This window comes from Paenibacillus sp. MDMC362 (assembly GCF_003269305.1).
GTDB lineage: Bacteria > Bacillota > Bacilli > Paenibacillales > Paenibacillaceae > Paenibacillus_AQ.
Genome location: NZ_QLYT01000035.1, coordinates 82,414 through 96,921, shown reverse-complemented (window position 1 = coordinate 96,921; position 14,508 = coordinate 82,414). Strand labels below are relative to the sequence as shown.

Sequence of the window (14,508 nt, the reverse complement as noted above, 5' to 3'; positions counted from 1 at the left end):
TATCATTTAAAAAGGCCGGCGACAAGATTCGAAAAAATGCTTTGACGATCGAATCCGTAATCCATCAGCTTCCGGGTTTCCTTAAACCGCTGATCAGCATCCCCGGTTCCCATCACGACGGATATCAGTCGGTTTCCACCACGAGACGCCGTTCCAGTAAAGCAATAACCGGCAGACCGGGTATACCCGGTCTTAAATCCGTCATTACCCTCGTAAGAATGCGGCTCGCCAGGGAGCATGAGATTGGTGGTATGCAGGGAAAGTTTCTTCTGCGGTACAGGCAAATCGCGCTGGCTGGTTACCTCGAGAAGTGTGGGATGCTCGTTCACCAGCCATCTGGCCAGCATGGCCGAATCCCTGGCCGTCATGACGGTATCCCCTTCGGTGGCCGCTTCGGCAAAAGGAACCAGGTCGGCGGCAGGCAAACCAGATGCATTGGCGAATACGGTCCGATCAGAAAGGCCGATTTCCTTCGCCCGGGCATTCATGGTCTCCACGAACCGGGCTTCCGACCCGCTGAGATGCTCCGCGATAGCTACAGCCGCATCATTGGCCGAATGAATTATGAGCGCTTCGAACAGCTGTCTCAGCGTGTAATGTTCGCCTTCATGCATGCCGATGGCCGAACCGGGTACCTCTGCGGCATATCGGCTAATCGGCACGTTCTCGTCCCACGCATGCTGTCCGGAACGAACCGCATCCAGCACCAGCAGCTCCGTCATCATTTTGGACATGCTTGCGGGAGGAAGGGGGAGATCGGCATGCATCGCATAGAGCACGCGGCCGGTATCTGCATGAATCAGAATGGCCGAGCTCGCTTTGATGGGAGGCGGAATAAATATCTTCGCGATGAACACGACCAACAGAATGACGAGAAACAGCAGAAGGAGCAGACTTAAGCGAGCTCGTCCCTTGCGGTGCTTTATTCGTTTGCTTCGAATCGTGCCTGTTTGCTGTCGGGATCGTTCAGGGGATGACGGTACTTGACGGGGATGCTTGGATATGGATTCCATGGCGGTCGATCGCCTCCTTTGGCGGGCTATGCGTTTCACGTTTATGTATGTTCTAATTCTAACCATACAAGCTAAAGGAATTTTTAATTGAATCTAAAGAAATCTTAAAGATTACCAGCGGCAATTTCGGCAATGGATGTTGACCTTGAGAAGAATAGGATTTATACTTGATCTAAAAATAAATTAAAAGGGTGAATACCTTGAAATCTTTAAATCTGACGACACAGCGCCAAGCGGTGTACGATGTCCTTCGGGAATCGCATGATCATCCGACTGCTGCGGATATCATGAACCGGCTGGTGGAGAAAGGATATAATTTGGCGTACGGGACGGTTTATAATTCCCTGCGTTATTTGACGGATAAGCAGCTGATTCGAGAATTGAAGCTGGGCGAGAGCGCGAGCCGGTACGACGCCCGTACTGACGAGCATCAACATATTATTTGTGAAGTATGCGGTAAAGTGGACGAGGTCATGACGGAGGTGCCAGAGGATTGGGCTGCTACGGTAGCCGGTGAAACCAATTACGTCATCCATCATGCTCACGTCGTATTCGGGGGGGTGTGTCCAGAATGTCAAACCAAACGGAAGAAATAACGGAACCGGGAACGGTCTATTCGTTTCCTGATTTCCAGTCCGGCAACCTGTATGTTCGTCCGACGACGCCGATGGCGATAGGGGATGCTTGTCCCACAACCCTGCGGGCTGCGTTATTAAGCCGTTCGCCCGGACGGGTGAATGAAATGTTCATTACCTTGACGGAGAACTGCTTCGAGGTGATGATGTTCCGTAAATGGGAACCGCGTCTTCAATCGGCACTCAATACAGGATTGATTATTGCCGATATGACGGGCTGCCGGAATATGACGGCGTTCAACAAGGAGAAGGAACTCCTGCTGCCCGAGCATTCCTCTATTCCGATTCTGTACCTTGTCGGGGAAGAATTAATGAGCAATGCGGGCTCAAGCCTGTTGAACGAAGAGCTCATGGTATGGCCTGCCCGTTCCAAAGATACGATGATGTATCAGGTGCAGCGAACCATCCGATTGTTCTCACCGGCTGCCGGATTATCAGGTGGAGAAGAGGTCATGCGAGGCCTCGTTTATAAAGACTTATCCATTGATCGGGATAAAATGACGATCCACCGGGGCAGCACTCCAATTCATTTGACCAAGACAGAGTATCATTTGCTGATGCTACTGCTGGACAGCGAAGGAGCCGTATGCACGCGCGAGGACCTGATGTGCAAAATTTGGGATACTGATTTTATGGGCGGCAGCAATGTGGTCGACGTCCATATCAAAAGCTTGCGTAAAAAGCTGAGCGACAACGCGGGAGCCCCGCGCTATATTGCAACGGTTAGAGGAGTGGGATACCGCCTGGCGGACTAATCCCCCTCCCTTTTTTTTGTTCATTCATCGCACTCTCGTAGGGTTCATCCGAACTTCATATTACGATCATTAAAGGGTCATATAACACTCATGCGACAATCATGATCCAATGGATTCTCCAATGATACAATCAATTCATAAATTTAGATTCAGTCTAAAATCAATTACAGAAATGATGGAGGGTTCATATATGGATAGAATGACAACCAATCAAGGGGCTCCGGTCGGAGATAACCAAAACTCCAAAACGGCAGGACGCCGCGGACCAACGCTGCTGGAGGATTATCATCTGATCGAAAAAATCGCCCATTTCGACCGTGAACGGATACCGGAGCGCGTCGTTCATGCCCGTGGGGCAGGCGCACACGGCACATTTGTTGTGGAGAATGACATGAAGCCGTATACGAAAGCGGCATTCCTGCAGGAAATCGGCCAGGAAACTCCTGTGTTCGTTCGCTTCTCAACGGTTATTCATGGAACGGGGTCACCCGAAACAGCACGCGACCCGCGCGGATTTGCCGTGAAGTTCTATACGGAGGAAGGCAACTATGACATTGTAGGGAACCATATCCCTGTCTTCTTTATTCGGGACGCAATCAAATTCCCCGATATGGTGCATTCCTTGAAACCTTCGCCGGAGACCAACATCCAGGAGCCCGGCCGGTACTGGGACTTCATGACGCTGTCCCCGGAATCCACGCATATGATGACCTGGGTGTTCTCCGATCACGGCACACCGGCGAACTATCGCGAGTTGGATGGCTTCAGTGTTCACGCCTTCAAGTGGGTGAACAGCGAAGGGAAAGTGACCTACATTAAATACAAGTGGGAGTCCGCACAAGGCGTGAAAACGCTGAATGCAGACGAAGTGGTCGAAGTCCAGGGCAAGGACTTCAATCACGCCACCCGTGATCTTCATGAGCACATCTCGAACGGGAATTTCCCGAAATGGCGCCTGCAGGTGCAGCTGATGTCCCCGGAGGAGATGGATGAATTGTCCTTTGATCCGCTGGACCCTACAAAGACCTGGCCGGAGGATCGCTTCCCGTTCGTAACGGTCGGCACCATGACTTTGAATCGCAATCCGCAGAACTTCTTTGCCGAAGTGGAGCAGGTCGCTTTCTCCCCAAGTGCGTTGGTGCCTGGTATCGAGCCGTCGGAGGATAAATTGCTGCAAGGCCGGTTATTCTCTTATCCGGATACGCAGCGTCATCGGCTGGGTGCGAATTATTTGCAGATTCCGATTAACTGCCCATATGCTCCTGTGCGTAATCATCAACGTGATGGCTTGATGAACGTGAATCAAGATCCGTCCCCGGTAAACTATGAGCCGAACAGCTATACAACAGGACCTGTGGAAGATCCGTCTGTAAGTGAAAGCGAGGCACCGCTCATCGGGCGTGTCGTTCGCCAGCGTATCGAGAAAACGGATGATTTCACACAGGCCGGAGAGTTGTATCGTTCATTTACCGAGCAGGAGAAGGATCATCTGATCCGCAATCTGGTCGATGACTTGAGTCAGGTCAAATCCGATATCCAGCTCCGTGCCGTATGCAATTTCTTCCGTGCGGACGCGGAATACGGCGCACGACTGGCTGCCGGGCTTGGTGTAGACCTAAGCGCATTCATACCTTCCAATCAGCAGAAGTAATGTAGTTTAAACTATAAGAGCCAGTCATCTTGGTTTCCGCTGTGCAGGATGGATGGCCTTTATATAGACGGTAATCTAGGATTGCCGGCAAGAGGGGTACCCGTTTAATTGGGGTATCCCTCTTTTTCATGGAATTAATTACCTATACCCACTGCATAATGAATGGTCCAAGAGATGCCGATAAGTTGAAGGGAGTATTTTTATAGAAGACAGGCGAGATTCACTGCAGTTTAGAAAGGAAAGAAACCCATGAAGAAAAAAAGTGCCAATCGTATTAGAAGAAATTTGATCCTCACATTTCTCCTCGTGCTCCTTGTGCCCAGCTGCGCCATCGGTTTTATCACCTACCGTGACGCCAAGGGAACGATCGAGGATGAAATTCTGCGCAGTGCATCGCTGAGCGTCGATACGGCGAATGAGATTATTAACCACACGCTGCAATCCAAGTTTGATGACCTGAATTATTTAAGCACCACGATGAAGTCCGCGGACATCGACAAGGAACTTAAAGCGCAAGCAGGTCCAACCATCAATGCGCTGAAGCAGTACTTAGGACTTCATCCGGAGACGGTGGACGTATTTATCGGTACGGCGCAGGCTGGAATTATCAAGGCATCGAGTGAAAAGCTGCCGCCGGGCTATGACCCTAGACAAGCCGGTTGGTACCAGGAGGCGATGAATGCATCGGGCCAACCGATTATTACAGCCCCCTATGCTTCGAATGCTGGCTCACTGATTGTTGTAACGATCGCCCAGATGCTGCCTGACGGCAAAGGCGTCGCGGGCATTGATCTCAACCTCGGCAGCATCCAGAGTCTGGTCGAGGTACAGGTTGGTAAAGAAGGCTACACGATGGTGCTGGATCAGAACCACAAATATTTGTTTCACCCCGATTATGAAGCAGGGACGGACGCGCTGGCTGAGGAAACCTGGATCTCCAAGTTGTATGAGCAGCCGACCGGTCATTTTCACTATGTTCATGAAGGCATGGAGAAACAATTGAATTATATTACAAATGAACGAACCGGCTGGAAAATTGCCGGGACCATGTATGTTCAGGAAGTCGACGACGCCGTTAATGGCATCCGCCATACGATGATTGTGGTCATGACCGTGTCGCTGCTAACCGCCTTAATTCTGGTGACTTGGAATGTAAGCTCTGTGATCAAGCCGATCCGCCGAATGCGCCAAGCGACCGAAGTCATTAGCGGGGGGGATCTGACGCTTCGGATGAAAGGCTTTAAGCGAGATGAGATTGGAGAATTGGCCGATCACTTCCAGCAGATGGTGGACAGTCTCAGGGACATGGTTCACGGAGTCAAGGCGATGACGGAGAATGTATCCGCATCTTCCGAGGAATTGTCCGCAAGCGCCCTGCAAAATACAAGCGCCGTCGAGCACGTCACCTCTTCCATTCAGGAGGTTGCCGCCGGCAGCGAACGCCAGTTGAACGCCGCGGAGGAGATTCTGAAGCGCATTCTTCAAGTATCCCGGCATGCGGATGAGATCGCGGAAGTGCTGGAGAAGGTTACAGACGCCATGAACCAGACGGAGGAATTGGCCCAGGAAGGAAACAAGACGGTGATTACCGCAGCAGCGACGATGCAGGATATCGATCATGCGATGAACGATTTGAATGGGGTTATCCACCAGCTGTCTGAGCGGACCGAGGAGATCGGCGGTATCGCATCGGCCATTACCGACATTGCCAAGGAGACGAGCCTACTGTCGCTGAATGCCTCGATCGAAGCTGCGAGAGCCGGGGAGCAGGGCAAAGGATTTGCGGTTGTGGCCGCCGAAATCCGTAAGCTTGCGCAAAGGTCGGAAAGCTCAGCGGATTACATATCTGGGCTAATTGCAGGGATACTGGCTGAAGTGGAGCGAACCATGGAGGTGACGGAAGCCGCCAGGCAGAAGGTGTCGGACGGAGTTGACGCAGCGGATCTGACCGGACGCTCCTTCTCCCGTATCAAAAAGGCCGTGAATACGGTGTCCGGCCAGGTAAGAACCACTTCGAAAGCGGCTAAGGAATTGGCTCAAGATACGGCCTCCACGAAAAAGTCCGTTGAAGATATCCGCGGGGTGTCGGAGCAAACGTCCAGCCAGACTCAGACGATATCGGCTGCCTCTCAAGAACAGCTTGCTTCCATGGAAGAGGTGAGCGCGTCTGCTGCAGATTTAAGCCGGTTAGCCGAAGAACTGCAGGAGATGGTGAAACGCTTTAAGATTTAAGAGTTTACGGGGCGTGTAGTATGCCTTGAATATTTCATGTTGAAGCAGCAAGGGAACTTATATTCCTTTGCTGCTTTTTGGTTTGTGGCAGGAAAGGGGGGCTTTTTGAAGAATAAGACCAAAGTGACTTTATCTATAGGAGCAGGGCCTTTATACTGGAGTCAACTGCTAGAAGCGTAAGATTAACGGATCCATAAGCTAGAAATGATGAGAGTGGGGCATATAACATGGCACAGTATATGAAAGATCGGATCGTCGCTTTGGCTGGTCCGCGCAAGGCGGCAGACATGGCTAAGCTGGTGGAGAAGATGGGAGGAACCGCGCTGCTTCGTCCGGCCCAGGGAACCGTATTTTTGGATGATGAAGTACTGCGCCGTTCGATCGAAGCTTGGCTCAAGGCGCCTGCGCCGTGGGCGATCTTTACGACGGGAATCGGCCTGGAGGCCATTTATGATACGGCCGAACAGATGGGCCTTTTGGATACATTGAATGAAACGCTGCAGCGCACCTCGATTGCGGCAAGAGGGTACAAAACGGCAAATGCGCTGAAAAAACGCGGGCTGGCGCCGGTCGTCCGAGATGATGATGGCAGTACGTCGGGGCTGATCCGGTCACTTACGCCGCATGACTTGTCGGGCAAGCGCGTCATTCTACAACTGCACGGCGAATCTGCCCCTAAGCTGGTGGAGTGGCTGGAGAGTCGCGGGGCGGTAGTAGAGCAGATCCTGCCGTATAAGCACATTCCGCCGCTGGAGGAGGATGTTTCACAGCTCGTGGACGAAATTGTTGCCGGCAAGGTTGATGCGGTGGCTTTTACAAGCGCGCCCCAGTTCCGTTTCCTTGCGGATTATGCACGTGCCCACGGCAAACTGGAGGCTGTGCTTGAGGCATTCCGCGGGCCGGTCCTGGCCGCCGCTGTCGGCAAGGTTACGGCACAGGGGCTCCGCGAGGAAGGCATTGAACGCATGGTGGTTCCCGAGGAAGAGCGAATGGGAAGCATGATGGTGGCGCTTGGGCGCTACTTTGCTCAAAGCCAAGAATAATGTCATGATATAACGTAATGAAGTTGGGGAGATTTCATTCCATGCCAGCTTCTTCATGCATGTTCCCAGGGAACATGTGAAATATTGAGTAGTAATAGGAGGATGACCGATGGATAAGAGAAAAGCATTGCTGCTTGGCAGCTACACCCACCCGAAGTTTCATCCGCTGCAAGGCATCGATAAACAAGTGACACACCTGCTGAACGACATGTTCACCGTGCAGTGCACGGAAAATCATAAAATGCTGCATGAAAGCAATCTTTACCCTTACGAGCTCTGCATCGCCTACAGCGACCTGTGGGATGAGCGCGTCTCGCCCCGCCAGACCGCAGGCTTGTTGTCTTACGTAAGCGGCGGCGGCGGCTTGCTCGTGATTCATAACGGCGTTACGCTGGCCAATCGTTATGAGCTGGCGCAGCTGATCGGCGCCCGTTTTGACGGACACCCGCCTATGGAGAAGCTGTATTTCGTTCCAGGGGAGAGTGATCACGATATTACGGAGGGCGTGGAGCCTTTTGTGCTCGATGAGGAGCCTTACCGTTTCATATTCAGTCCGTTTACGGAAAAAACCGTGCTGCTGCATTATGAATATGAAGGGAAGCAGTGGCCTGCCGCCTGGTGCCATACGTATGGCATCGGCCGCGTGGTTTTCTTGATGCCGGGCCACCACGAGCCGTCCTTTCTCCAGCCTCAGCTGCGTTTGATGATTACGCAAGCGGCCAAGTGGGCTGCACGCGTTCCGGGTTAAGAAGCCATTTCGATAGAATCGGTAGGAGGGACGCGCTTGAGCGGGAAGATATTAATTGTTGAAGATGAAGCGAAAATATCCCGTTTGCTTGAAATCGAGCTGGAGAGTGAAGGATATCAGGTGACCAAGGCAGACAACGGGTTGGAGGCGCTGGAAGCATACCGCAGTCAGGTCGTGGATTTAATTCTGCTGGATGTCATGCTCCCCGGGATGAGCGGGATTGAGCTGCTGCGGCGCATCCGTGCCCATGACCCCCACACGGCCGTGCTGCTTCTGACAGCCAAGAGCTCCGTTGAGGATAAAGTATCGGGGCTTGATCTAGGAGCCAATGATTATATAACGAAGCCGTTTCAGATCGAAGAGCTGCTGGCGCGGATTCGTGCTGCGCTGCGGCTTCAGGGTAAGCAGGATCCGAAAGAGCAGGCGGCAGGAGAGTGGCTTACGGCAGCGGATTTGAAATTGAACGAAGGCACGCGGGAAGTCATTCGCGATGGCAGAAGGATCGATCTGACGCCGCGTGAATTTGACTTGCTCGTCTATTTACTGAAGAACAAACGGCAGGTGCTGAACCGCGAGCAGATTCTCGCTGCCGTATGGGGATATGATTATTACGGCGACACCAACGTCGTCGATGTATATATACGATACGTCCGCAAGAAAATCGATCTTGATAGCGCATACGAGCTCATTCACACCGTCCGCGGCGTGGGTTACGTGCTCAAAGAGACCCCATGAAGCTGAGCAGTAAAATCCACCTCTATTCGTCGGTGCTGATGGCGGCGATTCTGATAGTCATGAACTTATCCGTGTACTATGTGTTCAGCAAAATGACGGTGGACAGCCAGCTGGAGCAAGCGGAAGCGGAGGACTCCAGAATATCGCGGGAAATGGCCAAAGCCGCAGAGACGATCCCGGCGAGCGATCTTCTACGAAGTTATGTCCCGCTGGACGGGAAGATTCAATTGCTCGGGCCGGATGAAAGCTATTCGTCCACTTCGGTGACTTCCTCCGGGGAGGATATGGATGATCTTAAGCTGCCGTACGATACGCAGAAGCAGGTGAAGGTCGTCGAGTATGATAATATCCGGTATACGATGGTTTCCCTACCTATTATCTGGAGAGACGGGGTCGTGGTTAATATACAGGTGGCCCGCAGTCTTGCCGCTACGATGGAGACGCTCCAAGTGCTGCGAATCGTACTGGTTGCCGTAACCGCGATTGCCTTGGTTCCGGTCATCCTTTCGACGCGGATACTGGGACGATTGATCGTCCAGCCGATTACGGCTTTGATCCGTACGATGCGGGAGATCCGGCAAAGCGGGCGGTTCCGGCGAATCGAGCTGAAGGAGAAGTCCAAGGATGAATTGGTGGAGATGGGCGCAGCGTTCAACGACATGATTACGCTGCTGGAGAGCAATCATGCGAGGCAGGAGCAATTTGTGTCCAACGCTTCCCATGAGTTAAAGACGCCCCTCACCATTATAGAGAGCTACGCAAGTCTGTTAAAGCGGCGAGGTCTGGACCGGCCGGAGCTGTTCATGGAGTCCGTTGAAGCGATCCATTCGGAAGCGGTCCGGATGAAGGAGATGACGGAGCAGCTGCTGCTGCTAGCCCGCAACCAGGATCAATGGCAGGTCGAGATGGAGCAGGTGGATCTCGTGGCATTATCGGAGTCTTCCGCGCGTGCTTTTCGCGACGCCTATAACCGCACGGTGGAGGTTGAAGCCGATGGCGAGGTTCTCGGCTGGACGGACAGCCGCAGGCTCAAGCAGCTCTTGTTCATTCTGCTGGATAATGCGCGCAAGTACAGTGACGAGCATATCGTCATTCAGGTTGGCAGAAAGCCATCGGAGGTTTATATCCGGGTCATCGACCGCGGAATCGGCATCGCCAAGGAGGAACTGGAGCACGTGTTCGACCGTTTCTATCGGGTGGACGAGGCACGTACCCGCCGGGGCGGGGGGGCCGGTCTTGGTTTGTCCTTGGCAAAGGATATCGCAGAGGCGATCTCGGCCTCGATAGAGCTGGACAGCCTGCCGGGTGTCGGTACAACCGCCACGATCCGGCTGCAAGCATCGAAATAAAAGGCTAAAACGTTCCTTATTCTCATCGTATTCTAACCATGCTGCTCTATACTGACGGTAAAGACAGATTGTAACCGAGGTGATTCGATGCGTAAAAAAGTCAGTCTGCTGCTGGGTATTGTGATGCTGGTAGCGGTTATGATTATTGTGAATGCGGTATGGAGTCCTTTCAGCCGTTCTACTTCCGCTATGTCAGCGGATGAAGTGGTGGAGGAGGTGCTCTCCCAATATCCTGGCGGCGAAATAACGAAGACCGCGCTGGACGGCGGGGTGTATCGATTAGAGCTTCAGTCGGCTACCGGAACGTACGAGATGACGGTGGATGCCCGTCAAGGCGATATCGTGTCCATAGAGCAGCGCGATAAGACCGCTGTGAAGCCAGATCCTGAACCGGGTGGGCCAAGGGAGCCGGATCAGCCAACGGAACCGAATCCAGACACTCCTGCTTCCGAGCCAGCAGATAACGGTGACAAGGGAGCAGCGGATGGGGAAAGCGGAAACGGAAGCGGCACTTCGGAACCGCCTGCAACGATGATTACCAAAGAATCTGCGATCAAGCTTTCATTAGAGAAGGTACCCGGAACGGTAGAAGATGTGGAATATCGCGAGAGTAAGAGCAGCCGTTACTATCTGGTGGAGATTGAGAGAGCGGACGGCCGTGAAGCGACGATTCAAGTCCATGCCATTACCGGTAAGATCATGACGGTGACTTGGGATGATGAGGACGACGATGAATAAATGAGAAGTCATGTCCGCGTTTTCTCATCGTTTTCTAATCTTTCTCTCTGAAAGCTCTCATGTTGAGAGGGTATATTGGGTTTGTAGAGATCAACAGGAGAGAATAATGAGGAGGCGTAAGATGATGAAGAAGAAAATATGGTGGGCAGGCGCACTGTCCGTAGCTATCGCGGCGAGTGGAGTATACGGTTATAACGCTGTACAGGCGGCAGGATCAGGACAGACGGCTGCAGCGGGAACTCAGGCAGCAGCGAAGCAACAGAAGCAGCTGATCGGAATGGAAAAAGCGGAACAATTGGCACTGGCTGCTGCCAGCGGCAAAGTGGAGAGCATTGATATAGACCGGAAAAAGGGCAAGCTGGTATACGATGTGGAGATCCAGCAGAATAACCGGGACGTGGATGTATGGATTGATGCCTATACCGGCAAATCTCTTGGTGTAAGAGCGGACCGGGATGACGATGACGAAGATCGTGATAACCTTCCAGGCAATCTGATCGGTGCCGGCAAGGCATCCGCTATCGCTGTTAAACATGCTAAGGGCGGTACGGCTGTAGAAGTGGATCTGGACCAAGATGACGGCAGATGGGTGTATGACGTCGAAGTGAAGACAGCAAACGGATCATCCGACGTAGAAGTCCATGCGATCAGCGGTAAAGTGATCAAGGCAGAGTATGAGAAATACGACGACCATGATGATGACGATGATGACCATCACGATGGGGATCATGATGATCGCGACGATCATGACGGGGATGACGACTAAGCCATTTTTCATCTACATGAGATAACACGATAAGCGAACGGGCGGGATCCTTTATTTTCCCGCCTGTTCGCTTTTTCATTGTATTTTACTTAGTAAGCATGACTGGAATGCAATTTCTTGTTATCCGATTCCGGATTGCCCTCATATTTCATGTGAAATCAGGGGAAATTGATAAGGCAGCTTCTCTATACTTATGAAAGCAAGTCCAAGGATAGATGTTTTTACCAGCGTTAAAGGTTATAATGGAACCAGACAACGACCGGGAGGGATGTACCGTGAGTGATCTTTTTAAGAAAGCCATCTCGTTAGGATTGGGCCTTACCGTGGTCAGCAAGGAAAAAGTAGAGAAAATCGTGGATGATCTGGTCAAACGCGGGGAGCTTGCTCCTGCGGAGTCCAAAGCGCTTGTGAACCGTCTCGTCGAGCGCGGCGAAGAGGAGCAGTCGCAGATCAAGAACTATATTTATGAACAGGTGCAGCGTATATTGTCCGATCTGGATGTTCCCAAAGAGAGTGATGTCGCCAGCCTGGAACAGCGCATTGCTACTCTGGAGAAGAAGGTTGTAGAACTGGAAGGATCGCGGCAGGAATAGATGGCGGTCCGAATTCGACATGCCGGACGGTACCGGGAAATCGCCATGGCGCTCATGCGTCATGGCTTTGGCTATATGGTGGAGGAGATGGGACTGTTTCATGTTCTGTCGCTGCCTGTCCGCTGGAGTTCCAGGGAACAGCCGGAGACGATTACGCTCGGGGAACGCATTCGGCGAGTGCTTGAAGATCTTGGCCCCGCCTTTGTGAAGCTCGGACAGTTGGCGAGTACAAGATCGGACCTGCTGCCTGACCATATTATCCAGGAATTGGTGAAGCTGCAGGAGCGGGTGCCTCCATTTTCTTCTACGAGCGCAAGGGAGCTGATTGAGCAAGAGTGGGGTATGCCGATCGATGAAGTGTTGAGTGAGTTTGAAGACAAACCCTGGCAGCCGCCTCGATTGGACAGGTCCATGCCGGAAAGCTGAAATCCGGAGAGCATGTAGCGATCAAGGTTCAGCGGCCCGGGGTAGCCCGAATGATCGGTCGTGACTTGGAGATTTTGCGGGATTTAATCTCGATTGCCGAGCGCCACTGGGAATGGGTGAAGCAGTACCGCGTGGACCGGATCGTTGACGAATTTGCCAGAGCGATGATGGCAGAGCTGGATTACAGCCATGAAGCCCGAAACGCAGAGAAGATAGCCTCCCAGATGCCGGAGCATGAATATATCCGCATTCCGCGGATTTATTGGGAGTACACGTCATCTAAAGTTCTGATGATGGAGTATGTCGATGGCCTCACCTTAAGTCGGAGACAGGAGATCGTGGACAAGGGACATGATCTGAAGGCGATCGCTGAACATTTGATCGATGGCATGCTTCAGCAGATTTTTATTGAGGGTTTTTTTCATGCCGACCCTCATCCGGGGAATTTACTTGTCAGAGAGGACGGCAAGCTGGTCTTTCTGGATTTTGGGCTGGTGGGTCACCTCAGCGAAGATATGAAGGACCATCTGTCCGGACTCATTATTGCCTTGATGCGGCGGAATTCGGAAGGGATGATCCGGGCGATATCCAGAATGGGCTTGATCCCCGACGATTGCGACATGGATTCGCTCAGGTCAGACATGGACCGGCTGCGGGGAGAGTATTATGATGTGCCTTTCGCTCAGGTGCGTATCGGTAAGGCATTAACGGATCTGTTTGCCGTTGCCCAGCGGCACCGGATTATGCTGCCACCGGATATGACGCTGCTTGGTAAATCATTGCTGACGCTCGAAGGGGTCATCGAGATGCTGGACCCGAGTCTGAGTATTATCGATATGGCGGAGCCTTTTGGCCGAAAGCTGTTGAAGAAGAGGTATAATACCCGCCGGATCAGCAGGAAAGTGCTGGACGGGGTAAGCGGACTTGCCGAGAGTTTGCTTGATCTGCCCGGACAGGCCCGGCAGCTGTCGGCCCTGATCAGCAAGGGGAAACTGCGGGTGGAGATCAGTGTTCCCGAACTGCAAACGCTGATGCGCAAGCTGGATCAGATCAGTAACCGGCTCTCCTTCAGCATTGTGCTTCTGGCTTTCAGCATCATCATGGTGGGTCTGATTATCGGTTCGTCGCTCAGTCGAGAGCCGATGATGCTGTGGAGTTTCCCCGTGATTGAAGTCGGATTCATTGTAGCCTTGCTCATGGTTGCATGGCTGCTATATGCCATTTTCAAATCCGGCAGGTTCTAGGTAGATTCGGCTCTTGCCCGCTTGCGCTGATGTACCCAAGTCTGGACTCCGATGAGGATCCATTCTATGAGGTGAAAGAATAGGGCAATGAGAAGCGCTTGCAGCCAGCCGCCGACAGGAATGCCGGGCACGATCAGAGACGCTATGTACAGCAGAACCGTGTCGGTCACAACGGTAACCGCCTGTTTGACATAGATGGAGGTATCCTTGCGAAGCAGCAGCCTTAGCAGGGTGATCACCAAAGGATGAAGGATACCTTCGAAGATCAGGAACCCAATCAGGATGGTGAGCGAGAATCCGAGCCATACGCCTTGACCGTCGTAAGCCAGGATTTCACCTGATCCGGATGGATCCGATATGGGGAACCACCGGGCATATAACATGGCAAAGAGTTCTAACGGTATAATAATAAAGGCCGACAACAGCGGGATAAGCCAAAGCTTCTTTCGTAAGGGTACGACAGGCTCCCCGTCGCGTCTTGAATTATAATTCATCATCAGGTTGATAAGGCCGAACAGAATCAACAGGATGAGTGCTGACAGAATGATCTGCATGGTATGCATATCGGGGACACCTCCTT

The 14,508-nt window shown here is 52.4% G+C and carries 13 protein-coding genes and 1 pseudogene; 12 read left to right on the top strand and 2 right to left on the bottom strand.

Translation table 11 applies throughout. The features are described from left to right. Positions 1–2: 2 nt before the first annotated feature. A complete protein-coding gene (locus DP091_RS18160; protein ID WP_113059612.1) occupies positions 3–1,013 on the bottom strand; it encodes a D-alanyl-D-alanine carboxypeptidase family protein in 1,011 nt (336 codons plus the stop codon). A 200-nt stretch (positions 1,014–1,213) separates the two neighbouring features. Here DP091_RS18160 and DP091_RS18155 point away from each other — a divergent pair, with 200 nt between their 5' ends. The 12 genes and pseudogenes from DP091_RS18155 (at position 1,214) to DP091_RS18100 (ending at position 13,928) form a co-directional block, all read left to right on the top strand. Then, positions 1,214–1,609 (top strand): Fur family transcriptional regulator, encoded by a 396-nt coding sequence (locus DP091_RS18155; RefSeq protein ID WP_113059611.1) that lies wholly within the window; start codon positions 1,214–1,216, stop codon positions 1,607–1,609. Then, entirely contained in the window at positions 1,585–2,403 is an 819-nt protein-coding gene (locus tag DP091_RS18150) for a winged helix family transcriptional regulator (RefSeq protein WP_113059610.1), read from the top strand. The genes DP091_RS18155 and DP091_RS18150 overlap by 25 nt, the downstream gene beginning before the upstream one ends. A gap of 190 nt (positions 2,404–2,593) precedes the next feature. Then, positions 2,594–4,054 carry a catalase gene (locus DP091_RS18145; protein ID WP_113059609.1) on the top strand — a complete coding sequence of 487 codons (1,461 nt, stop codon included), beginning with the start codon at positions 2,594–2,596 and terminating at the stop codon, positions 4,052–4,054. Between the two features lie 249 nt (positions 4,055–4,303). Next, positions 4,304–6,286: a methyl-accepting chemotaxis protein gene (locus DP091_RS18140; protein WP_113059608.1), complete on the top strand. Its 1,983-nt coding sequence runs from the start codon at positions 4,304–4,306 to the stop codon at positions 6,284–6,286. Positions 6,287–6,513: 227 nt separating this feature from the next. Further along, positions 6,514–7,329 carry a uroporphyrinogen-III synthase gene (locus tag DP091_RS18135; RefSeq protein WP_113059607.1) on the top strand — a complete coding sequence of 272 codons (816 nt, stop codon included), beginning with the start codon at positions 6,514–6,516 and terminating at the stop codon, positions 7,327–7,329. Between the two features lie 109 nt (positions 7,330–7,438). Further along, on the top strand, positions 7,439–8,077 hold the full coding sequence (locus tag DP091_RS18130) for a ThuA domain-containing protein (RefSeq protein ID WP_113059606.1): 639 nt from the start codon (positions 7,439–7,441) through the stop codon (positions 8,075–8,077). A gap of 36 nt (positions 8,078–8,113) precedes the next feature. Further along, entirely contained in the window at positions 8,114–8,812 is a 699-nt protein-coding gene (locus tag DP091_RS18125) for a response regulator transcription factor (RefSeq protein ID WP_113059605.1), read from the top strand. Beyond that, the gene (locus DP091_RS18120; protein WP_113059604.1) at positions 8,809–10,161 is read left to right on the top strand and encodes a sensor histidine kinase; all 1,353 of its coding nucleotides are present in this window, start codon (positions 8,809–8,811) and stop codon (positions 10,159–10,161) included. The genes DP091_RS18125 and DP091_RS18120 overlap by 4 nt, the downstream gene beginning before the upstream one ends. An 87-nt stretch (positions 10,162–10,248) precedes the next feature. Next, positions 10,249–10,899, top strand: coding sequence for a PepSY domain-containing protein (locus tag DP091_RS18115; RefSeq protein WP_113059603.1), 651 nt, complete (start codon positions 10,249–10,251; stop codon positions 10,897–10,899). Between the two features lie 121 nt (positions 10,900–11,020). After that, positions 11,021–11,665 (top strand): PepSY domain-containing protein, encoded by a 645-nt coding sequence (locus tag DP091_RS18110; protein WP_258394608.1) that lies wholly within the window; start codon positions 11,021–11,023, stop codon positions 11,663–11,665. Positions 11,666–11,940: 275 nt separating this feature from the next. Further along, positions 11,941–12,258, top strand: a complete 318-nt coding sequence (locus DP091_RS18105) for a phasin family protein (RefSeq protein ID WP_113059602.1) — start codon at positions 11,941–11,943, stop codon at positions 12,256–12,258. Then, positions 12,259–13,928, top strand: a pseudogene (locus DP091_RS18100) (ABC1 kinase family protein). Here the strand turns inward: DP091_RS18100 and DP091_RS18095 are convergent. Then, the gene (locus tag DP091_RS18095; RefSeq protein WP_113059601.1) at positions 13,925–14,491 is read right to left on the bottom strand and encodes a hypothetical protein; all 567 of its coding nucleotides are present in this window, start codon (positions 14,489–14,491) and stop codon (positions 13,925–13,927) included. The pseudogene DP091_RS18100 and the gene DP091_RS18095 overlap by 4 nt on opposite strands. Between the last annotated feature and the right edge of the window lie 17 nt (positions 14,492–14,508).